The organism is Bacillus sp. 95MFCvi2.1 (assembly GCF_000374965.1).
Lineage (GTDB): Bacteria > Bacillota > Bacilli > Bacillales > Bacillaceae_G > Bacillus_A > Bacillus_A pseudomycoides.
On the sequence record NZ_KB895690.1, the window covers coordinates 376490 to 399328 of the forward strand.

Annotated in this window: 23 protein-coding genes and 2 pseudogenes; 8 read left to right on the top strand and 17 right to left on the bottom strand. The window is 34.1% G+C overall.

Features of this window, described 5'->3' with window-relative positions:
* Window positions 1–9 precede the first annotated feature (9 nt).
* The 4 genes from dapA to C568_RS0102015 are packed head-to-tail and all read right to left on the bottom strand — an operon-like array spanning window position 10 to window position 4118.
* A complete protein-coding gene (dapA, locus tag C568_RS0102000; protein WP_018780636.1) occupies window positions 10–906 on the bottom strand; it encodes a 4-hydroxy-tetrahydrodipicolinate synthase in 897 nt (298 codons plus the stop codon).
* A gap of 52 nt (window positions 907–958) precedes the next feature.
* Complete coding sequence (locus C568_RS0102005) at window positions 959–1912, bottom strand: proline racemase family protein (RefSeq protein WP_018780637.1); 954 nt, start codon at window positions 1910–1912, stop codon at window positions 959–961.
* A complete protein-coding gene (locus tag C568_RS0102010; protein ID WP_018780638.1) occupies window positions 1909–2946 on the bottom strand; it encodes a proline racemase family protein in 1038 nt (345 codons plus the stop codon). Before C568_RS0102010 ends, C568_RS0102005 begins: the two co-directional genes overlap by 4 nt.
* Entirely contained in the window at window positions 2943–4118 is a 1176-nt protein-coding gene (locus C568_RS0102015; protein ID WP_018780639.1) for an NAD(P)/FAD-dependent oxidoreductase, read from the bottom strand. Before C568_RS0102015 ends, C568_RS0102010 begins: the two co-directional genes overlap by 4 nt.
* Before the next feature lie 180 nt (window positions 4119–4298).
* On the opposite strand from C568_RS0102015, the gene C568_RS0102020 reads away from it, so the two are divergent.
* From C568_RS0102020 to C568_RS0102035, 4 genes are all read left to right on the top strand, one after another.
* Window positions 4299–5960: a sigma-54 interaction domain-containing protein gene (locus tag C568_RS0102020; RefSeq protein WP_018780640.1), complete on the top strand. Its 1662-nt coding sequence runs from the start codon at window positions 4299–4301 to the stop codon at window positions 5958–5960.
* Window positions 5961–6033: 73 nt separating this feature from the next.
* Window positions 6034–6306, top strand: a complete 273-nt coding sequence (locus C568_RS0102025; protein ID WP_018765669.1) for a (2Fe-2S)-binding protein — start codon at window positions 6034–6036, stop codon at window positions 6304–6306.
* The gene (locus C568_RS0102030) at window positions 6303–6635 is read left to right on the top strand and encodes a (2Fe-2S)-binding protein (RefSeq protein WP_018780641.1); all 333 of its coding nucleotides are present in this window, start codon (window positions 6303–6305) and stop codon (window positions 6633–6635) included. The genes C568_RS0102025 and C568_RS0102030 overlap by 4 nt, the downstream gene beginning before the upstream one ends.
* Window positions 6632–7876, top strand: coding sequence for an NAD(P)/FAD-dependent oxidoreductase (locus tag C568_RS0102035; RefSeq protein ID WP_018780642.1), 1245 nt, complete (start codon window positions 6632–6634; stop codon window positions 7874–7876). The genes C568_RS0102030 and C568_RS0102035 overlap by 4 nt, the downstream gene beginning before the upstream one ends.
* A gap of 152 nt (window positions 7877–8028) precedes the next feature.
* On the opposite strand, the gene C568_RS0102040 is transcribed toward C568_RS0102035, so the two are convergent.
* Entirely contained in the window at window positions 8029–8337 is a 309-nt protein-coding gene (locus tag C568_RS0102040) for a YxcD family protein (RefSeq protein ID WP_018765672.1), read from the bottom strand.
* Window positions 8325–8774, bottom strand: coding sequence for a hypothetical protein (locus tag C568_RS0102045; RefSeq protein ID WP_003198066.1), 450 nt, complete (start codon window positions 8772–8774; stop codon window positions 8325–8327). The genes C568_RS0102040 and C568_RS0102045 overlap by 13 nt, the downstream gene beginning before the upstream one ends.
* A gap of 265 nt (window positions 8775–9039) precedes the next feature.
* Between C568_RS0102045 and C568_RS0102050 the strand changes: the two genes are divergently transcribed.
* Window positions 9040–9804: a DUF1836 domain-containing protein gene (locus tag C568_RS0102050; RefSeq protein WP_006095061.1), complete on the top strand. Its 765-nt coding sequence runs from the start codon at window positions 9040–9042 to the stop codon at window positions 9802–9804.
* 42 nt (window positions 9805–9846) lie between these two features.
* Here the strand turns inward: C568_RS0102050 and C568_RS34565 are convergent.
* Window positions 9847–10974, bottom strand: a pseudogene (locus C568_RS34565) (HD domain-containing protein).
* 571 nt (window positions 10975–11545) lie between these two features.
* Between C568_RS34565 and C568_RS0102070 the strand changes: the two are divergent.
* Together C568_RS0102070 and C568_RS0102080 are read left to right on the top strand one after the other, a co-directional pair.
* A complete protein-coding gene (locus C568_RS0102070; protein ID WP_003198056.1) occupies window positions 11546–12151 on the top strand; it encodes a DedA family protein in 606 nt (201 codons plus the stop codon).
* A gap of 305 nt (window positions 12152–12456) precedes the next feature.
* On the top strand, window positions 12457–12681 hold the full coding sequence (locus tag C568_RS0102080) for a hypothetical protein (protein ID WP_006095066.1): 225 nt from the start codon (window positions 12457–12459) through the stop codon (window positions 12679–12681).
* Between the two features lie 52 nt (window positions 12682–12733).
* Here C568_RS0102080 and dltD read toward each other — a convergent pair whose 3' ends face one another.
* The 8 genes from dltD to C568_RS0102125 all read right to left on the bottom strand — a co-directional run bounded on the left by dltD (window position 12734) and on the right by C568_RS0102125 (window position 20546).
* Window positions 12734–13915, bottom strand: coding sequence for a D-alanyl-lipoteichoic acid biosynthesis protein DltD (gene dltD / locus C568_RS0102085; RefSeq protein WP_018780645.1), 1182 nt, complete (start codon window positions 13913–13915; stop codon window positions 12734–12736).
* Window positions 13916–14283: 368 nt separating this feature from the next.
* Window positions 14284–14808 carry a GNAT family N-acetyltransferase gene (locus C568_RS0102095; protein WP_018780646.1) on the bottom strand — a complete coding sequence of 175 codons (525 nt, stop codon included), beginning with the start codon at window positions 14806–14808 and terminating at the stop codon, window positions 14284–14286.
* Between the two features lie 149 nt (window positions 14809–14957).
* Window positions 14958–16580, bottom strand: coding sequence for a peptide ABC transporter substrate-binding protein (locus tag C568_RS0102100; RefSeq protein WP_018780647.1), 1623 nt, complete (start codon window positions 16578–16580; stop codon window positions 14958–14960).
* 39 nt (window positions 16581–16619) lie between these two features.
* Window positions 16620–17621 carry a C40 family peptidase gene (locus tag C568_RS0102105; protein WP_006095070.1) on the bottom strand — a complete coding sequence of 334 codons (1002 nt, stop codon included), beginning with the start codon at window positions 17619–17621 and terminating at the stop codon, window positions 16620–16622.
* Between the two features lie 67 nt (window positions 17622–17688).
* Window positions 17689–18738 (bottom strand): dipeptide epimerase, encoded by a 1050-nt coding sequence (locus C568_RS0102110; protein ID WP_018780648.1) that lies wholly within the window; start codon window positions 18736–18738, stop codon window positions 17689–17691.
* A gap of 68 nt (window positions 18739–18806) precedes the next feature.
* The gene (locus tag C568_RS0102115; RefSeq protein WP_003198042.1) at window positions 18807–19133 is read right to left on the bottom strand and encodes a DUF3870 domain-containing protein; all 327 of its coding nucleotides are present in this window, start codon (window positions 19131–19133) and stop codon (window positions 18807–18809) included.
* Between the two features lie 129 nt (window positions 19134–19262).
* Window positions 19263–20015, bottom strand: coding sequence for a serine hydrolase (locus C568_RS0102120; RefSeq protein WP_018780649.1), 753 nt, complete (start codon window positions 20013–20015; stop codon window positions 19263–19265).
* A 177-nt stretch (window positions 20016–20192) separates the two neighbouring features.
* Complete coding sequence (locus C568_RS0102125) at window positions 20193–20546, bottom strand: FtsB family cell division protein (RefSeq protein ID WP_018780650.1); 354 nt, start codon at window positions 20544–20546, stop codon at window positions 20193–20195.
* A gap of 283 nt (window positions 20547–20829) precedes the next feature.
* Between C568_RS0102125 and C568_RS0102130 the strand changes: the two genes are divergently transcribed.
* Window positions 20830–21756: an aldo/keto reductase gene (locus tag C568_RS0102130; protein WP_018780651.1), complete on the top strand. Its 927-nt coding sequence runs from the start codon at window positions 20830–20832 to the stop codon at window positions 21754–21756.
* A gap of 76 nt (window positions 21757–21832) precedes the next feature.
* Here the strand turns inward: C568_RS0102130 and C568_RS36195 are convergent.
* Together C568_RS36195 and C568_RS0102140 are read right to left on the bottom strand one after the other, a co-directional pair.
* A pseudogene (locus C568_RS36195) lies at window positions 21833–21988 on the bottom strand (DJ-1/PfpI family protein); the annotation flags it as partial.
* A gap of 504 nt (window positions 21989–22492) precedes the next feature.
* Window positions 22493–22723 (bottom strand): hypothetical protein, encoded by a 231-nt coding sequence (locus tag C568_RS0102140; protein WP_003198034.1) that lies wholly within the window; start codon window positions 22721–22723, stop codon window positions 22493–22495.
* Between the last annotated feature and the right edge of the window lie 116 nt (window positions 22724–22839).

Sequence of the window (22839 nt, forward strand, 5' to 3'; positions counted from 1 at the left end):
CTCCTTAGTTTAAACAGCTGAATTAGCCGTTATTTGTAATAAAATCTGTTGAAGTTTTTGATCTTCTTCCTGTGTCAATCCTAATCTTGGATAACGAGATGGACCTCCAGTTTGTCCGTGTAACTCCATTGCACGTTTAACAATTTGTACGTATTTCCCTGACCCTTCTAGGAATTCACAAAGAGGCAAAATTGTATCATTAATCTCCCATGCATTTTCGAACTCTCCATTTTGAAAATGCTCATACATTTTTGTAACAAGTCCCGGAACGATATTACCCGCCACAGAGACCCATCCAGTAGCACCAACTAAATATGATTCCATAACTAAATCTTCGGATCCGCAAAAGACTTGAAAAGCACTCTCTCCTTGTCTTACTAAATCTCTCACTTTACGAATATCTCCGCTAGATTCTTTAATATGTGTAACATTTTCACATTCTTTTCCTATTCGAAGCATAAGCTCTATACTCATATCAACACCAGAGGTAAACGGGTTATTGTATAACATAATTGGTATATTTACAGCATTTGAGATTTCTTTAAAATGAAAGTAGATTTCTTCTTCTTTCGGTTTACAATAATAAGAGTTAATAATTAATGCACAATCTGCGCCATGAGCTTCTGCATGCTTCGTATATTCAATCGTTTCTTTCGTCGTCTCTGCAGCAGTTCCAACAATTACAGGAATGCGTCCATCAACTTCTTTTAATACCGTTTCCGCCATCTTAAATCGTTCTTTTTTTGATAAACTAACAAATTCTCCCGTACTTCCATTAATGATGATGCCGGCAACCTTCTGCTCAATAAAATAGTTTACGTTCTGTTTCACTCCGTTCCAATCAATCTCTTGAAATTCATCCATCGGAGTAATTAATACTGGAAATGCTCCTTTTATACTTTTCATCATATTCTCTCCCTTACATTTCATTTGTTTTTTCCACATACTGTATTAACCGTTATTTTAATAAAAAGCCTACTGGAAATGGATCAGTAGGGTCTAATACAAATGTTTGCATACCTGTAATAAACCCTCTGCTTGTGAAAGTAAATGTATATCCTTTCTCTTCCTTATTCACTTTTTGCACCTTCACAAAACTATTAAAAATACTCTCATTAATAAAAGGTTCTTCCGTACGTACATCACCTATAGAAAGGCTACTTATATACGAAACACTTGTTGATGCGAATCCAGGCGAACGCACAATATAGTCGTCATCCTGAAACGTAATTGTTTTTATACGATTCTCTTTTATGTGGGAAGAATCTACTAAAACGATTCTTTTTATAAGTGGCTGCTTTGGCATGGACTCAAGTATAGCTTTCCCCCAGTTCTTTAATTCAAAAATGTTTTCAATACAAATTTCCGGAGAACATTCCTCTTTCTGAAACACTGCATATACTTGATCAGCTTGTATGAGAGAGTAGTGTATATTTCCAATAGGACTATGTAGTGGTAGATTCTCTTCGATTGAGTAACACACTTTACTTTCTAGCGATACAGAAACGACTTCATCCTTTTCTACATGTGCACGGACTAAAAACACACCGCATAGCGTTTCAATTTTGTATTGATTTGAATCGCTTTGTTTTAAGTGTCCACTTTCAAGTAACATAGTTACTACCGCGACAATCCCACCGTAATGAAGAGGAATTGATCCTTTATGATTAAAAAATAATACAGCTGCATCAACTTCACTATGAATAGAAGGAACGACAACACATCCGTTTAAACCTATGAACCCACGTGGTTCATTTAATAAAAGCTGCATTTCCTCTGCTAATTCACCAGAAATTTGTTCATTTAGTTGTTCCAAACTATGATAGTATTTACACGGTACGTCTTTAATTACACGAAACGCTTCACCAGCTACGTGTACATCTACTGTCATATACATTTTTTGAATCTTCATTTCACTTCCTCCGTTTCATGTTCCATCGGCGGAATTAGCAAAAATCCTTCTTTCAGTGGATCCTCTTCATTGTAAAAAAATCTATGCATTCCCATTAGCCAAGCTGAACCAGTGATCTTTGTTACTACAGCTTCAATGTTCTCCACATATGTTGTATCTATTACACTTCCTTTAAATAACGAGCCAACAATACTTTCATGAACAAATTCTTCTTGCATTGCAATTTTTTTATTAGCGTATAATACAGCTAGCTTCGCAGATGTTCCCGTACCGCACGGAGAACGATCAATTCCTCCCGGCGGAACAACAACGGTATTTTTTACATGTGCCGTTTCATGGGTAGGATCTGTGTAAAATTCAATATGTGTTACCCCTTTTATAAATGAATATTGCGGATGAATAACTTCAAATTTTTCATTAATCGTATTTCTTATTTGGATCGCTTTATCAATTATTGTAGAAGCATTTTCTGGCACTAACTCTAGACCAAGCGCTTCCCCATCGATAATGGCATAAAAGTTTCCGCCATATGCGATATCAACATCTACATTTCCAATCCCTTCAACATGGACAGAAATACTCTTTAGTAAAAAAGCTGGTATATTACAAAAAGATACTTCTTTTGCTTTACCGTCTTGAACAGAAATATCCACTTCAACAAGACCAGCTGGTGTATCCAATTTCAAAGAAGTTATCGGCTCATATACAGGTATTAAACCTGATTCAACTAAAGCCGTACATACACCGATCGTATCGTGACCACACATCGGTAAATATCCACCTGTCTCTATGTAGATGACACCTATATCCGCTTCTGGATGACACGGATCTGTTAATAACGCCCCAGACATCACATCATGACCGCGCGGTTCATTCATTAACAATTTACGGATCCAGTCGTACTCTTTCTTCATATGAAGCATTTTTTCTGCCATGTTCTCTCCTATTAACTTTGGAAGTCCGCTAATTAACGTCCTCGTAGGATTTCCACCTGTATGCGTATCAATCGTCGTAAATACTCTTTGTGACCTCATCCGTTTAACACCCTTTCTGTAAAACGATTCAAACGAAGCGGTTCAATCGGAATTGATGTTTCTCTTTCGTTTAAGAGCTCTTCAATAACTTTCCCTGTAACTGCTGCGAGACTAATTCCATCCCCTTCATGTCCTGCAGCGATATAATAGTTTGGAATATGTTCTACTCGTGAAATGATCGGCAAATGATCTTCTGTCCATGGACGCAGGCCAGCGTAAGAACGAATAACCATCATATCTGCCATTTTTGGATAAAAACGAATCGCTCGATTCGCAATACACTTAATTACTTCGTTGTTTATCCTCGTATGAAATCCTACAAATTCTCTACTACTACCAATTAAAAAATTTTGACTTTCTGTTGGTTCAAACACGAGAGCTACACCGTATTTTTCAGTCAAAACATCGACTTTCCGTTTCCCACCAAACTTAGAAATTAAATAACCAAATTCCATTACTTTGCGAGAGCCTACATGTTGTTGCCTTGAAGCTACAATAATATGTCCTTTTCTTGGCTCAATCGGTATAGATAGGTCCAACATTTCTCCAATTTTAGGGGCCCATACTCCCGCTGCGTTCACAATTTGCTTTGCAGTAAACGTTCCATTTGTCGTTTCTACAATAAAGGAACCATCTATGGCTCTCCTCATTTCTTTTACTTCTGTATGCTTAAAAGATTTTGCCCCCAATTTTTCCGCTTCTGCAAGAAGTGAAAAAGCAAGGAGATACGGATTTACAGTCGAATCTGTTGCACATTCTAAACCACCTAATAAATCATCAGCGAAAAACGGTGATTCTTCTCTTATGTCTTGTCTATCAAGCATCCGAAACGGTAAGCCAGCTTCTTTTTGACGATTCACCCATTTTTGAGCTGCCTCCATTTCCTTCTCTGACTCACAGACAAGAATACTTCCTGGCGCTCGGTATTCAAACGAATGTTCCAATTCTTCACTTAATTCCGTTACTAATTTTTGACTTACTAGCGACATCTGACTATCAAAGCCTGGGTCTTTATCAATGGCTAAAATGTTGCCGTCACACCGTGAAGACGTGCCACTGACAAATTCCCCCTTGTCAATGATTGTTACGTCTCTTCCATATTTTGAAGTGTAATAAGCAATAGAACAGCCAATAATTCCACCGCCTAGTATTAAAACGTCACAGTGTCTCATGCAGCCCCCTCCTTTCTTTCAAATCTCTCATCCTCTATTTATGCAATTGGTATGCCAACTCAAAATATATTTATTTTCATATGTGAGAAAAATAGATGTAAAAATATTTTGAATTTAACAGAAATAAGTGTATTATTTTTTTATCAGTGTCTAAAATTTTTCACACTACAGGAGGATAATATGGCATTTTCATTCCCATCAATAAAAGAACTTATAAAATATTTTTCAACAAATCATACATTCGACATAAGTCACATCAAACAAAAAAATGGCGAATTTTATTACCTTACTGCACATACGAAAGAATTACTTTGTGCAACTTTATATGAAGAAGACTCCTTCTCTAATTTAATCAAAGCATTTTCTAATCATTTTGTAGTCGTTATTCTCAATAAAACACAAGATCCAACACACTGTATAACTGTTACCCAAATGGTCCCTTTTCTCTATAATTCTTACAATCAATTACAGGCATTTTACAATACCGTTCTTCAAACGACAGATTCTTCAGTTACTGTTATCGACGATAATGAACGTGTTCGTACATGGACAGATGGAGCCGAAAAAATATTTTCAGTAAAACATGGGGACATTATCGGACAACCTATTACTCATTTTTTTGATTATAAAGATCTAGAAATTTTACAATCATTACATAAAGGAAAACGTATAATAGCTCAGTATCATCAACCTCGCTCCGATCTATTTGTATTAATTAATTCAAATCCTGTTTATTGCGACAACAAAATTATCGGTGCAGTCGTTTCTGAAACGGATGTTACAAGTCAGGTTGTACTAAATGAAAAGTTATTTAATATGTCACATGAAGTGCACCGCTTAGAACAAGAAGTAGCAAAATATAAAGACACATCCGATCCCTTTCATTCCATGAAAGGAAAGAGTGCTGTCATACAGAGAACGATCCAATTGGCTAGGAAAGTTTGCTCTGTTAAATCGACCGTTTTAATACTAGGGGAAAGCGGTGTCGGAAAAGAAGTATTTGCGAAAGCGATTCATGAAGCAAGTGAGAAAGAAAATGCCCCTTTCATTTCGATTAACTGTGGTGCAATTCCAGAAGCATTATTTGAAAGTGAATTATTCGGCTATGAGCGCGGAGCTTTTTCTGGAGCGAATAGTAAAGGAAAGAAAGGCAAAATAGAACTTGCACAAGGTGGCACTTTATTTCTCGATGAAATAGGCGAAATGCCACTCGATATGCAAGTTAAGCTTTTGCGTGTACTGCAAGAACGAAAATATTATCGTGTCGGTGGAGAAAAAGAAATTAATATTGATTTTCGTGTTATTGCAGCTACAAATCGCAATTTACAAGAAGAGATGAAAAAAGGAACATTTCGTGAAGATTTATATTATCGCTTAAATGTAGTTAGCTTACACATTCCACCATTACGCGAAAGACGAGAAGACATTATAGAATTAACCTATTCTTTTTTAAACGACTTTTCAATAAATTACAAAAGGCCAATTCATGATTTCCCCCCAGAAATTATGCACGAACTCCTTCATTACGATTGGCGGGGGAATATTCGCGAGCTGCGCAACGTTATAGAAAGACTCGTCGTATTTGCAACGGACGGCATTATAAAGCAAGAATATTTACCCTTTCATACAAACAGTACTCCAGAGGACATAGCATCTCATTATTCATTAGTCAGTAACAACAACACGATTTTTTCCTTACAAGAAGAGATGGATCAACACGAGAAAAAAGTGATCAAAAGAGCTTTACGAATTTTAAATGGTAATAAATTAGAATGTGCGAAACAACTTGGTGTAACAAGAGCTACTTTATACAACCGCTTAAAAAGACTCGGGTTACAATAAAACCTCCCCTCCTCTATATTGGCATACCTTTTGCATTATAATTTTTATAAACCGAACTAGAGGAGGAATATACATGTCTAATAAAGAGAATTTAATTATTTGTCGTTGTGAAGAAGTTACATACGGACAACTTCAATCGACAATTACTGCATATAATTGCTCGGCTCGGGAGCTAAAACTAAGAACACGTGCTGGGATGGGCTTTTGCGGGGGGCGTACATGTAGAACGACAATAGATCGAATGATAGAAATTGCAAATCCTGGAACATCACCTCATGAGATTCCATTAAAATATCAACCACCAATACGCGCAGTAACTTTTGGAGCGGTAGGTGAAAAGCAATGAATAGAATTTTACATCATCCTATTTTAGGAAACTTAGACGATAGAAAACGTATTTCATTTCAATTTAACGATAAAGAATACGAAGCATATGAAAATGAAACGATTGCTGCTGCCCTTCTTGCAAATGGAATTAGAACGTTACGCGTTCACGAAGATAGTGGTACACCTAGAGGAATTTACTGTAACATTGGACATTGTTCTGAATGCCGCGTAACAGTTAATAATCAAATGAACGTCCGAGCGTGCTTAACTGTTGTAGAAAACGAAATGATTGTTGAAAGTGGGAAACAGCATCCAAATATTATTAGAAAGATGGTGGAAAAGCGATGATGGATGTAATTGTAATTGGCGCGGGACCAGCAGGATTAGCTGGTGCAATTGCTTGCGCTAGTTCTGGACTTAACGTACTTGTTATTGATGAATTTATGAAGCCTGGCGGACGATTGTTAGGACAATTACATCAAGAACCAACTGGAGAATGGTGGAACGGAATAAAAGAATCCGAACGCCTTCATCAAGATGCAAAAGCACTCTCAGTAGATATTCGATGCGGTGTGTCAGTATACAATTTAGAAAAAGACGAAAACATTTGGTATGTACATACAAGCATAGGTACAATTGAAGCCCCCTTTGTACTACTTGCTACCGGGGCTGCTGAATACTCTATCCCACTTCCTGGCTGGACTCTTCCAGGAGTCATGTCAATTGGCGCTGCTCAAGTTATGACAAATGTTCATAGAGTCCAAGTTGGGAAAAAAGGAATTATTATCGGAGCCAATATTTTATCATTTGCAATTTTAAATGAATTACAACTAGCTGGTATTACTGTTGATCATATCGTACTCCCTGAAAAGGGTGACCTTAGCCAAAAAGCTGGTGAACCAGAGGAAGTTTTAAAGTCACTATTAAACGCTGCTCACCTTGCCCCATCAGCTTTACTACGCATCGGAAGTCGCTTTATGAAACATGATTGGATTCGAAAAGCTGGTTTAACCTTTTATCCGAATAACGGTATAAAAATAAATGGTACACCACTCCACCTTTGCAAAGCTGCAATTGAAATTATCGGAACGGATAAAGTAGAGGGTGTTCGTGTTGCTAACATTGATTCGAAAGGAAATATTATAAAAGGATCAGAAGAAATATATGAAGCAGACTTTGTTTGTATCGCAGGAGGATTATATCCACTTGCAGAGCTCGCTGCCGTAGCAGGATGCCCATTCCATTACATTCCTGAACTGGGTGGACATGTCCCATTCCATTCAGAGACAATGGAAACCCCTCTTCACGGATTATTTGTAGCTGGAAATATTACTGGAATTGAAAGTGGGAAAATTGCTATGGCGCAAGGAACTGTTGCCGGTCTTTCAATTGTTAAGCATGCTTGTACAGAATTAAACTCAGTCGGACAACAATTACAGCAAGCTATCCAGAATGTCCAGGCTGTCCGCGAACAAGCTGCAATTCAATTTAACCCAATGGTTACCGCTGGTAGACGTAAAATGAGTGAACTTTGGAGTCATTTTTGTTTAAATCAGGATGATCAAAATCCGCCTCAAGAAGTTATATAATTCATTGCCTAGAGAATAGTGCCCAGCTTAGCTGGGCACACAAATGAAGAAGCAAAGGTATTCACCCTTACTTAACTACTAGGTTCATTATTTCATTAAAAATGTGCATACTAAAAGGAGCTGTTGAAATTAATCTCAACAGCTCCTTTTGACTACTCATCCGAGTTATTTAAATTCGCCAATGCGAAAATACCTTCTTCATCATCTAACTCAAGCTGTAACCTTGCCGCAAACGGATTGACATTGTATTCCCTATCAAGCCATAAGCGAAGTGCTTCAATTAAGTTTGCTTGAATTAAAATTTGCCTGCGACCATTTACTTCTACTTCAGCAGAAAAACCATAGTCATCATCATACATTAGTTCAACTAAAACTGCTTCTGGGCCAACTTGTCGCTTTTCTGCGATATACACACATAGTGCGTTTATCAGCTCTTGTTCAGAAATTTTTATCGTTTCCATACTGCTTCTTCTGCCTGTTTCTTACGTTGATTTTTGAAATATTTAAATGCTCGAATCGCTAACATTACGATACCAGCCATTACTAGCATATTTACCATGAACGCTAATACAGAACCAAGTGCTCCCATGTTTGCAAATAAACTTCCCATTAGTAGACCACCAAGACCACCTAGTAATAAACCTTTCATAAAGCTCCCTTTATTACTCTTCGGTGCTGTGTTTGATGCTTTTGTTTTTGTATCAGGGTTTGTTTTCTGTGCATTCACATTAGAATCTTTTTTGTTTAAATCAACTTTTGATTTTTGTCCTGAACTTGGTGTAAATGATTTTTGACCTGACTTGTAACTTTTCGCTGCCGCATGATCTACGAAAACAAAGCTACTAGCCCCAAAAACAACCATTAATGCAGTCATTACTGTAACGATTTTTTTCAACATATTATATCCATTCTCCTTTTACTATAGATATATGTGAAATCTATCTTTCTTTAAAATAAGAATGATAGATTTATTTTAAAGTTAAACAAAAAGTTCTTATGAACCTATTATATGAACTTTTTCTATAATAAGCAAGTGTTATTTATTTAACTTTATTAACAATTTATAAAATGACAGGAAAAATAATGAAAAACAGAATTGACTTTACAAGCAACAAAACATATTATAAGTTCATAAGAACTTTTATAATTTTGGAGGTGAAAAGATGGAAACATTTCATCTCACACGAAACGAAATGGCAATGCTCCTTCTTTCTCTTAGAGGATGGAATGCAAAAAAGCCTCTCGTTATTTTACAAGAAGCTTGGGCAAAGTCACATAAAAAAGATATTGAATGTGGACAAAGTGTTACAGCTTTTATTACAACCGCTCTTTCACCTATTTTTGAAAAGCTCATTAAAATTGAAGATACAGATATTGGCTTTTCTTTAAATGAGATCGTTGCGCTTGGTAATCAAATTGAAAATACCAGTTTTTCTGTAACAGCTATGCAAAACTGGGTAAAACGAGATATAAAAGAAATGATTGGTTCACCACAAAAAGGAAAAAAATATTCTATCGAACAAGCAGCTTTATTATTCATTGTTGAAGATTTAAAAACAGCACTTGATTTTGAATCCATTCGTAAGCTGTTAAGACTCATCGTAAATGATCCAGCAGATCGAAGTGATGATTTAATCAATCCTGTTCATTTATACGTCGCTTATTCTTCTTTATTTGAGGAATTGAATCAAGGTGGTTGTTTACAATTAAACGCGACTGATACCATTCGTACAATTGAAAATATTGTAAAAGAAAAAGCAGATAAAATCGCAAGTCAGTTTGATCAAATCAACAATGAGCAACGAGAAGCCATTCGTAATGCGATTATTATCGCAACACTTTCTGTACATACGGCATATGTACAAATGTTAGCGAAACGCTATGTTTCTGCAACATTATTTTTACAAAATTTAGATGTAAAGCCATAAAAAAAGAGGAGCGCAAAGCGCTCCTCTTTTTTGTTTATCCTGCTATAAATAGTACATGTACCCTCTTTTGGGTAAAGCAGTTACTTCTTGAATGTATTTAGAAGTCTCTAAAATGTCCTCAAAACGTGCATTTCTATTTATATAAATTCCGCCTATGTATGAACTATAACCTTTATTCTCACTCATAACTTCAGAAATATATCGAGCTTCTTTTTTACAATTCTTAAAATCACCTTCTTTTCCCTCTTTCCAATTCAAACTTTTTGATGCTGAAAGATATAATTGAGCTAGTTTTGCTAATTCCTCATGTTCAGATTTTGCAACGCACTGTAACTCGTTTAAAATAGCTTGATCATTTAAAGGGAGGAAATCATTCACTTTCAGTTCTTCTCTCTTATGAAAGAAGTTTTGTAATATCGGATTATACAAAGGAAGCTGTAACTCTTGGATTTTCTGAAAAATAAGTAGTAATAACAAATCTTTTCCCACTACAAACGGATGGCCAAATCCATTGTGATAAAGAGAGCTTTTCACCTTTACAAGATGCTCTATTTATGGTATCCCTGTTTCTTCAATAACAAGCTTTTGATTGATCATACGCATAGTAGAAATAAGCTTTTCAATGGGACCTCTTTCTAATTCCAATGATGAATAATGCAAATCCCGATTCCAAAAATCAAGCTGATCCATGCCTAATGATAAAAATAAAATTTCATCTATAATTGGAAAAACATTTTCTTCTGACAAAGCTTTAATTACATCTTCTAATAAATCAGATGTCCGTTCTAAGATAGTACGTATTTCTCTATCTTCTTGAATAATTCGTATCGTCCAATCACCATGATCTTGACCTGATATTCGTTGGAAACAATGTGAATATGGCCCGTGACCAATATCATGAAGAAGAGCTACAACAGAAACAACTTTCCTTTCATATTCTGAGAAAGTAATATCTCCTATTTCAATGAGATGATCTATAACTTTATTCACAAGCACATATACTCCGATAGAATGTTCTATCCTTGTATGTGTCGCATTTGAATGTACATAGTATGTATGCCCTTGTTATTTAATATAAGCTAATCTTTGAAATACTTTCGTTTCTATTAATTCAATTATGTCTCTATCATGAATAGAAATCACTCCATAAATGGAATCTGTAATCTCCATTATTTCTCACCCTTCCAAAATAAATTTCTGCATTATTATAACGATTTTTTCTTTTTTTCGAATTTTTTATCTTCTCCCTTATAAAACACCCATGTTATTAGTGAATTTCATTCCTATTGATAATTAAATCGATCTGGATTTTACTAGCTGTTAGCTCTACCTGTCTCTCTGACTTCCACTTCCCTATTAATTATAAGATGAGTGTCTTATCACCGGCGAATAACGGGATAAAATCCCCTTTACTACAATATGAGAAATTTCTAACATACTTTTCATTCTCTCTTCACGAAATTCTAATTTCTATACTTTACTATAAGAAAGATAATACAGATAAAAACCAAATTTATAAGTTGTAAGCATCATATAAACACTTCTCACTCATTTTATTTTCTTGAATGAAAGCGCGATTTCTCTTTCGTAATCATGTTAAAAATGAAATCTTAAAATAGCTATAAAATCAACAATTAAGGTATAATCTGTATATAAGAAATTGTGTACATATTATTTTTTATTAGTAAGTAGTATTTCTCCTCTTACCATTTGAAAAAATCTATTAAATAGAAGGTGCAACATGTTAGGTAGTTTTATTCATTCTGTATTACTATTTTTAGAAGGACTAGGTTATTGGGGCATAATGTTTGGACTCATGATTGAGATTATTCCAAGTGAAATCGTTCTCGCTTATGCAGGTTATTTAGTATCTTCAGGAAACATCTCATTTATAGGCGCCATTGTATTTGGTACTATTGGTGGTGTTATCGCACAAATCTTTATTTATTGGATTGGGCGTTACGGAGGAAGACCTGTACTAGAGCGTTATGGCAAGTACATTTTCATTCATAAAAAACAAATCGATTCTGCAGAAGCATGGTTTAATCGTTATGGAACCGGTGTTATTTTCACAGCACGCTTCATTCCAGTCGTTCGTCATGCCATTTCAATCCCTGCCGGCATTACAAAAATGTCACCTATCCGATTTATTACCCTTACAGCGCTTGCGATTATCCCGTGGTCAATCATCTTTATCTATTTAGGTGAAAAGCTAGGAGAAAATTGGGGCAATATCGATGAAGTTGCTGGGCCGTATGTAACATCGTTTGCAATTGGCGGAGTAATACTAATTGTTTTGTATTTCACTTTAAAAATATGGCTAAAGAAACGAAGAAAACTTGTTTAAATGAATCATTCGAGATAATGAATTTGAAATAAAACGCCATACATTCAATTAGATGTATGATGTTTTATTTCATTTTTCTTTTATTCTTACTTTTATAATTTGATATGCTTATCTTCTAAAAGATCCAGAATTTCTTCTTTATGCTTTAAATCCTGTTGAACAAGATCCAAGAAATAATCATTTAATTTCATACTTTCTTTCCCAAATCGATAATAAGTATTAAAATCCTCCTATGTAAAATTAACTGGATAAGCAACCATTCCTTCTCTAAGTTTGTATATTATCTTAAAAGGAGGGATATACACATGCATTGGCAACAAAAAGTACAATATTTAATTGGTCAGCCCGTTGGTGTTTCTCTCGTAAATGGTCAGGGTACATCTGGAGTTTTATGCGGTGTGCATGGTGGACATATTTATTTGTATGAATACTTGTATCAAGCGCAATTCGCAATGAAACATTATGACTTTAGGCAAATTCAAGATATACATCCATTTCCTAATTGTCCACATCAGAATCCTTTGTATTAAAAAACAGGAGCAGCTTAAAAAGCCGTTCCTGTTTTTGGTTTAATCTTAAAATTTATTTCCCTGCATGAAATTGTTGTAATGCTTCATCCACATATACCCAGCCTTTCCATCCTAAATGAATGGTATCTTTTAGAAAGTATTTGTCATATTCATGACTAGTAAAATCTGCAACTGGAAATCCAGCTTTCTCAACTTGTTCTCGAACTTTCTTATAATAAACATCACGACGTTCTTTTGGGAACCCTGCGTAATCATACCAAGGTCCATTTACAGGAACAGAAATGAAAAGCGGTTTAACTTTCTTTTGCTTAAAAATATCTAAAATAATTTGTAAATCTTCATATTCTGGCGATTCATCATAAGATTCTTTTGCCTTATATCCTTTTAATCCATGTAATTTCTTTTGAAATTTGTTTTTATAGTAATATGGATTTTCAATTCCAAATGGATTTGATGTAGACTCTACTTTCCCAACCTGTTCAGCATGCCTTCTTGTTTCTTCCCAGGAAAGTGAACGTAATTCCATATTTCTTTGTTCTTTTTTTGGCTTTATATTGAATATAGATGTCACTAAATCCTTATGATCCGCAATGTTTCGGTTTATATAGGCAATCGGCTTCAATACTCCCGCTTTTATCTTATGAGTTGTATCATTATATACAATACCTTCTAGTGAGCTTTTTAATATAGAATCTTTGCGGACAACATTAAAATCTAGCAACCGCTTCGCAATTTTCTTTTTCATTTCAGGTTTTATTTGATCATTAAAAATAAAATGATATGTTTGCTGTTTAGAAAAGTTACTACTAAAGTTCCCTTCATTTACCCCCTGCTTGGTAAACCATTGTGGTGAAAGAATAAATACTACTTTTTTTCCTTCTAATTGATCCATTGTGGAAGTCACATTTAAAATATGAGCAAGACTCTGCGTTCCGCCAGTTCCTATTAGAAACGGTGTAAATCCTTCGGGTTTTACTTTAAAATAGTTAGACGGATGATATGCATCCATTCGGGAAAATTCAGATGAACCGTACATCGGCAAATAATTCAAATTCTCCAACATTTTTTGTTGTAAAAAAACACCTTGTAATTTTTCTTTTTGTAATGAAGTCGCCGCATCTTCTACCTTTTCATTACTAATAAGTGAAACTAGATATTTAGATGGAATAAGCAATATAACGATAAAGATTATACATGCTAAAATGATTGGGCCAAAAGCATGCTTCATCTTCATTTGTTTACCCACCTTACACTAGAACCACTTACAATCATTCTCTTATTACCTCGATATTGCATGTCTACTAATAATTCTAACCCTTGCTTACAACACGTCATCATTCTTTCTCTTCTCCTTTATTCCGTAAAAATGCTCCATTCTATTCATCTATCATTTACATGTATTTCCCCCTCTTATCACAACTTATGTACGCATCCATTATAAGAAATGTTTCCAAGTAAACATTTTAATTATACAAGATTTTGTATTTCTTTCACACTCTAAATTCAGTAATGATTTTATCTTTCGACAAGTTAAACTTGTATATAAATCTATACGATGTTTACAAACTATCTGGGTAATTTGTATGAATATTCAAATTTTCATCAGAATAAATTCTTATACTCATAATATGATAATTGATGTCCATCAAAATCCACATCATGTGTGTACTTAAATCCAGCCTTTTCTAAAACATTCTTTGACTTCTCATTGGCAATTCTAATTCTTGCAGTTAATTTTTTGACTTTCAAATCATGAAAAGCATATTGAATCGATGCATGGGCTGCTTCTGTAGCATATCCTTTTCCCCAAAACTTCGCATCGAGAAGATACATGATTTCTAAATCTTCTGTTCCATCAATATACCTTAAACCACAGTGTCCCATCATTTCCCTCGTGATAGGATTGAATATAAGCCATACACCAAAATTATGTTCATTCCAATGCGCTATGAACTTTCCAATATATTGTTCAGTTTCTTCTCGTGACATACCTCTAGATATCGCAAGCCACTTACCTACCTCATTGTTTTTTACAATTTGATAGAAAGCATCCACATCTTCTAAACGAGGTTTTCTCATATAGAGTCTTTTCGTATTCATTGATTTTACATTCACATGAATAAACATATCCTTTCCCCCTTCAATAAAATCTTAATTTTCATCCTGGTAAATTATAGCATGATTTTTCTCTCTTTTATTAATTTCAATAATGAAACATTGTTATATACAAAAACAGACTGTTCTCTAGGCACAGTCTGGTTTTTGTATATTTCATTTTATTTTTTCACATTTGCCCATTTCAAGCTAGTCGCGGGTCCGAATTGATGTACATATAAATCTTTCACATATGGTTTTTGTAAATAAGATAATCCGCGCTGGAACACCGGTGCAATTACCGCATCATCCAATAGCATTTTCTCTGCATCTTGCATCGCTTTCCAACGTGCCTTTTCGTCATTTCCTAATTCCATTTTTGTCTTTTTAATTAATGCATCATATTCTGGATTTGCATAGCCAGTATTATTGACACCACTTTCTGAAATAAAGACATCTAAGTAAGTCATTGGATCTGGATAATCCGGTAACCAACGCGATAATGACATTTCGTATTCTTTCTTTTTCTCTAACGCTAGTTTTTGAGAGTGCGGTTGTAGTTTCACTTTTATCATCAATCCTGGTAAGTTTTTCTCTAATTGTTCTTTAATATATTCCCCTACTTTTTTAAAGTTTTCTAAATCATAGTTTAACATTTCTAACGTAACTTCATTCGTTCCTGTTTCTTGCTTGGCCTTCTCCCAATATTCCTTTGCCTTGTTCACATTCGTTTTATTAAACTCTGTCGTTGTTTCCCTGAAGTCTTTTTTATCTGGCCCTTTTAAAAAGCCATTTGGAACATAGTAGTTTGCAGGTACTGATCCATCGTTTAAAAATGAAGTCGCAAGTCCCTTTTTATCAAAAGCCATGCTAAGTGCGAGGCGGGCATTTTTGTTTTTTAGAATTGGTACATTTTCATTAAATCGGAAGAAATACATAACCGGATCTGTATATTGTTTCAATTCTTTATCATTTTTATATTTATCAACAAATTCTGTTGAAATAACAGCACGATCAATTTTATCTGTTTGATATAGATTTACTACGGTCGAAATTTCTTTAACAATTTGGTAATTTACTTCATCTAATTTCACTTCTTTTTTATCCCAATATTGATTGTTTTTCTTCATTGTAAAACTTGCTTCATGCTTCCATTCTGATAATGTAAATGGTCCATTATATAGAGTTTTATTTGCTTCTAAACCATATTTATCTCCTTGTTCTTTCGCATACTTCTCATTAATTGGATAAAAGGATGGTAAACAAAGTAATTTTGTAAAATAAGGGACAGGGTGTTCTAACTCTACAGTAAACGTTTTATCATCTTGAGCTTTTACTCCTAATTCATCCAATCCAATTTGTTTCTTATTTATCTTTTCTGCATTTTTCACATCATACATAATATATGCATATTCAGAGCCCGTTTCTGGATTAACAAGTTGCTTCCAAGCATATACAAAATCATGTGCTGTTACAGGATCACCGTTAGACCATTTCGCATCACGCAAATGAAATGTATATGTTTTCCCATCTTTACTAATCTCATGCTTTTGAGCAATTCCAGGAATGACCTCATCATTTTTTGAAAGTCTAAATAATCCTTCCATTACATTATTTAATACGTTAAATGAAACAGCGTCTGTTACTTTTAAGGAATTTAATGATGGAATTTCTCCTGTTTCTGTTAACTGCAATACTTTCTTCTCTTCTTTTGGTTTTGTCGTGGACTTTTCTTTTCCACAACCAGCTAAAAACGAAGAAAGAAGTAACGTACTAACCAATGAAAAGCGAATAACCTTTTTCACTTTAAAACCCCCTTTTTAAATTCCTACTAATCTTTCACATTAAGGTAAAAAGCGACGTGCACCTGCATATTCCTCAATGTAACCTGGTGTATCTACTGGTATAATTTCAACTGTTTTCGCTGCATTTGGAGAATGTATCATTTTCCCATCTCCAATATACATTCCTACGTGGTGAACACTTCCTTTTCCTTGATTGTAAGCAAAAAACAGCAAATCACCTTTTTGCAAGTTTTCTCTTTCAACAGCAATACCTGCTTTTGATTGTGGACCAGAATCACGCGGGATTGTAATACCATGAGATTTGTAAATTGTATGTGTAAAACCAGAACAATCAAAACCAAAACCACTTGTTCCAGCCCATATATACGGCAATCCTAAAAATAACTTCCCAGTATTCACTAAATCGTCGCCTGTTGGAACAGGAATTTCATTTTGCGATTTATAAACCATTCCATCATTTTTCCGTAACCATGCTTTTTGTCCGTTTGGTAATAATACACGAAACGACATATTATCTTCACTTACTAGTGGTAACCGTGTGTTATAACTAACCTCTAAAGATTTATATTTATCAGATGGATTAATGTATAAAATAGCTGTCGGTTTTGTAATAAGAACAAAGGGTTGTTCCTTTTTCCCTGCAAATTCTTGATTATAGGTTAGCTGTTTTACCGGGACCCATCCTGGATATCCCGCTTCATTTCTTGGCGTTGGCTGACCATGAACAACTACTTTTGCCCACTCACCTTGCCGATCAATGATTGTTACTTCTTGCCCCAATAAAGCTTGTGTTTCTAATTTATTTGTACTTGTTAACCAAAGCTTTTCATCGAGCGTCATCGATTTCGTCCATTTCCATAGATTAACTGGATTCATCGCACTTGGTTCATCAATTGGACGAAGTAAATTTGGCCCAGTCCATAATGTTGCTGCTGCCACATCTACATACGCTTGATTACTTTTTACCTCTTCAGCATTTGCAACTGAAATAGATGAAAATACTAACAAACAACTAAAAAGCAAAGTAATGGATTTTCTCATAAATATATCCTCCTTTTATTAATTTCAAGCAAAGCGTGACATCAAAAACAACTCTTCTGCCGAAACTTTATTCTATATTCACTGCGTGGTGCAGGTTTACCCTTGGTCCGTTATATGTGATTCCGCTTGGCTCTTCCATTAACCATAAAGGAGCATCAAGATCAAAGTAGTGAATATTTGGATGAGCGGCTGCTACATGTGCAATTGCCGCCACAGAAAGCGATGATTCCATCATGCTACCAACCATGCATTTTACACCGGCAGCGCCAGCAATATCGGCAATCTTCCATGCTTCCCGTATCCCGCCACATTTCATTAATTTAATATTTAATAAATCGGCGTATTGCCCTTGAACAAGCTTTAAAGCGTCTTGCACCGAGAAAGCACTTTCATCAGCCATGATTGGTGTTTGCACATGATCTTTTACATATTTCATTCCTTCCCAATCTTTCGCATGAACGGGCTGTTCTACAAATTCTATATTTAAATTTCTATTTTCCATTTCTCGAATAATCGATACAGCTTCTTTTGGACTCCATCCTTGATTTGCATCTAATCGCAAAGTTACATCCTTCGGCACAACATTTCTGATCGCTTCAATACGTTCTAAATCCAATTCTGTTGATTTACCAACTTTAATTTTTAATGTGTTAAAGCCTTTTTCCACATGACTTTTTGCTTCTTTCGCCATTAATAAAGGTTCATCAACACTTACTGTAATATCTGTTTGAATCTCTTTCTTTCCACCTAATAACGCATATAATGGGATATTATGAAATTGACAATACACATCATATACAGCCATATCTACTGCTGCCTTCGCACTCGTATTGCCTACACAGCTCATTTGGATTTGTAACAACAACGTTTGAAATTGCTGCAATTCTTTCCCGATTAACACAGAGCGGATTGGCCCTAAAATAGCTTCTCCCATTCCACTCGCAAAATCCCCAGTAATAACTGGAGTCGCAGTCCCAGCCCCTTTTCCTACAATTCCTTCATCTGTGTGAATAAAAACATCAATACTTTCAATTTCTGTTACAGTGCGCAAAGCTGTTTTAAATGGTGTATGAAGCTTAATATAGCGACGTTTTACTGTTAGATCCATGATTTTCATTTCTATTCATCCTTTCTGTCCAATAAAAAAATCCAGCCATAAGAATGAATCTTATGGCTGGATTTTGTCTATGAATGTGTAGACAAAGCAGCAATTTGATTATATTTTTTTTGTGCATCTTTTAATGCTACAAGCAATGCTTTTTGAGATGATCCGAAATAACGATTTTTAATTTCTTCTACTAATTGTGGATCATTCATATTTCTATGTAGAAATAAATGTTTTACAAATTGAGCAGTTAATGAAATGGTTGCTGAACAATCCGCATCTACAATTTTCCCTGTATCTTTTTCAACAACAAATGCAACAAAATAGCTTTTAAATTTTTCTGTAATTGGATTGTTTTGAGGTGCTTTTGCGTCCCCTACGATATAAATCGTATTAGAAGCGTACACATAAATCTTCCTTTCTTATACAAGGATAATGGTTTTCTTAACAGGCGGATAAGCTGTAGACTCATCGTTAATTAAGAAATGTATCCGCTTACTGTATATTATATAAAATTGACAGAATTTTAACAATATTTATTTTAGTAAATATTGTACAATTAAATGTCCAATCTCTGAAAATATATAATTCGTATGATTTACACATTCAACATTCGAACTTAAAACAGCTACATATACCGTTTTGTTATTTATGTTTAGTCGTGCAGCATCATGTGTAACAGTTTGCAGTTCTCCTGTTTTGTTTGCTATGGAAAGTCCTTCAATCCCCTCTAAATTCCCACATAATTTATGAGTTAATTGTTGTTTTTCAAGTGGGTAATAAAATTGTTCATCGTTATCATAATGCTTTAGAAGAGATATAATATCTTCAGCTGTTGTGAAATTATCCTTTCCCGTTTCTTTAGGTGTTTGCATCATATATCGTTGTAGTTTCGTTCCATTTAGCTGCAGTGAATCAATATGTTTTTGAATATCATTTATTTTCAACTTATTTATAAGCCAATTTGTCGCAGTGTTATCAGAAACTGTAATCATCAACGTAATGAGATCTTGTATCGTTACATTTGGTGTATGTAATGCAGCAACAATGCCACTTCCTCCAGTCTTTTCGAGGGATGAAATAGGAATTAATTCATATGGATTTAAGGTTCCATCCTTCATGTTTTCTATAGCACATGAAAGAATAGGTAACTTAATAAGGCTAGCTGATGGATGCACCAATTGTTCATTGTACCGATACATAATTTCCCCTTGGATCATGATACTTACGTCTCCGTTTATACTTTCAATCCGTTTCTCTAATTCATATATAAAGTCTGCTTTTTTCATATTACCCTCTCCTTTTTTGAGAATTATACCATCTATACAGATTCTCAGTTATGACATATCTTTTTATAAAATAAGAAAGTATTACTGCCTACAAAGAACGAATAAAAATATTTAATATAAAAAAACAGTTAGCTATTTCCTAACTGTTACAGATGTTTTCCTTTCATTACTGTATATCTACTTAGGTAGTACAAATATAGTTTCATTCGGCTTAGAGAATTGATACTCTTTCCTCGCAAACTTTAAAATTTCTTCTTCATTATCTGTCAAATTTTCAACTTTACTCTTTAAATAACGCGAATCTTTTTCTAAAGAAAGTAATTGCTTTTGCTGGTTTTTAATCGTATCTCGCTTTTCTACAATCATTTCTTGTTGCTTAGTAAGGATATATTGAACATAAAAAGTTGCTAAAAAAATAAAAATAAAAGCTAAAATAAACCGACGCAATTTTCTCTTATTCATAACTCGGTATTCATTAGACTGTGTTTGTTGTGGTGTATTAGGAACATTTACTTTCTTGAGTTTCCTCATTTTTCAAATCCCCCTAACCCATTTTATTTCACTACCACAGGCATACTTTCTTACTAACCTAAATTCTCTTCTCGTAAAATAAGCTCCTCCATAAAAAAATCTCATAAATTAACCAATTAGAGATAGCTTTCGACGACATCTCTATATTTCAGATGAAAATTTTATTTTTTGTGCTATATATTAGTGTTTTATGTTTTTAAGCTAAGCAAAAAGATCTCACAAACACATTCGCTTTTTCAGTGAATAATTTATTAGGGATTCCTTTTATTAAGGAGGTAAACAAATGAAATACCGCGCATTAGGAAAAACCAGTTTAACCGTTTCTGAAATTGGATTTGGCGCTTGGGCAATTGGTGGCGATGAATGGGGTCCTGTAAATGACAAACATTCTATCTCTGCAATGAAAAAAGCAATTGAATGCGGAGTAAATTTTATTGATACCGCTGATGTATATGGTTTAGGTCATAGTGAAAAATTAGTGGCACAAGCAATCAAAGAACATCGTAATGATATCATCCTTTCCACAAAGGGAGGTTTAATTGGTCATCACTATGATCCTGATGGAGAACCTGTCTACGATACAGCAGCAAAAGTAATTGCAGTATTTGAAACTAGTTTACTTCGCCTGCAAACAGATTACATTGATGTTTACTTTTGTCATATTTGGTGGGATAAAAAAGAAGAAACCGAAGCGTTCCTTCGCGCATTTGAAATTTTAAAACGAGATGGAAAAGTAAGAGCAGTTGGTGTTTCTACGCATGATTTACAATATATTAAAAATTTTAATAAAGACGGGCAGATTGATGTTATACAACTTGACTACAGCATACTTAACCGAGAACCTGAAAATGATATTTTACCTTACTTACAAGAGAAAAACTTAGGAGCTGTCATTCGTGGACCATTAAAAATGGGAATATTAACAGGAAAATTTACTGATCAAACAACATTCCCTGATGGTGATTTACGACAAGATTGGCCAAAAGAAACATGGTTTCAAGATGATTTACGAAAGGTTGAACAATTGAGATCCCTTTCAAACCCTAAACAAACTTTGGGGCAGTTGGCCCTTCGTTATGTGCTCTCGCATCCTGCTGTATCTGTTGCTATTCCCGGAGCAAAAACAGCTAATCAAGCAGCCGAAAATGCCGCTGCTTCTGTACGACCACTTCTATTAGAAGAAGAATTAGCATATATACGAAAGCTTTAAACAAAAAAAGATCAGTAACAATTCATTGTTACTGATCTTTTTTATCCCACTACATAAATAAGACTTTCATATTCAACTAATTGCACAACTCAATATCATACTCCATTCTTTTTGCTATTGCTTCTGCAATTTCTACCCCTAATAAATTTTTCACTATATGAAATGACATATTAATTCCGGACGAAATTCCTCCAGAAGTAATAATATGTCCTTCATCAACAAACTTTACATTTGTTCTCCATTCATTACAGCATTTGTAATTGCTACAATTGGATTCATCTTTATCCCCCTCTTACATAGACTCGTTTCATTTTTTAACTATGAAATAATTCTATTAAACATGGAGAATTCCTTTTCAACCCATTATAGTTTACATAATAATATTATAAATATTAAACCTCATTTTCATTACTTTGTTACCAAATAAAAAAATAATTCATTTTTAGAATAAACTGTTTGGGTTTAATCAAAAATATATTTTTGTATCTTTCTATAAAATAAACCACCACATTTATATAGAAATAAAAAAACTCCGTACCGCAGTGACTTTATTACATTTCATTTTTTTATTTCGAATATCTTTTTAAAAACACGAAAATGATTAATTAGTTTTAATATAAAAACAATCATTAGTAGGTGCCTATTTAAATTATATTTTTTCAAATAAAATTCAAAAATGTTTTTTGTATTTCATTTAAAAAATGATTTTTATATTCTTTTATAGATACAATAACTTTTACATTAGCCTATAGCAATTTTGCCTTCTTCCCTTCCCCGTCTCTTTTAATACATATGATTTTACTACGAGTTCAGTTAATGAATCCGTTAATGTTTTATATGATAAATTAGATAGTGCTAGCAGATCATTTGTATATAGAATTCTATGTTTTTCTAATAGTAATAATACTAATCGTTCAGATGGCTTTAATGTTTCGTCACTTTCTAGTATAAAATCTACATCTTTCATAGGATATTACATTCTCCTTATTTTAAAAATTACTATTCTCCATTATTAATACGAAAATATTATATAATAAATCTATTGTTATTTCAAAATAACATAATACTTATACTAAGAATGTA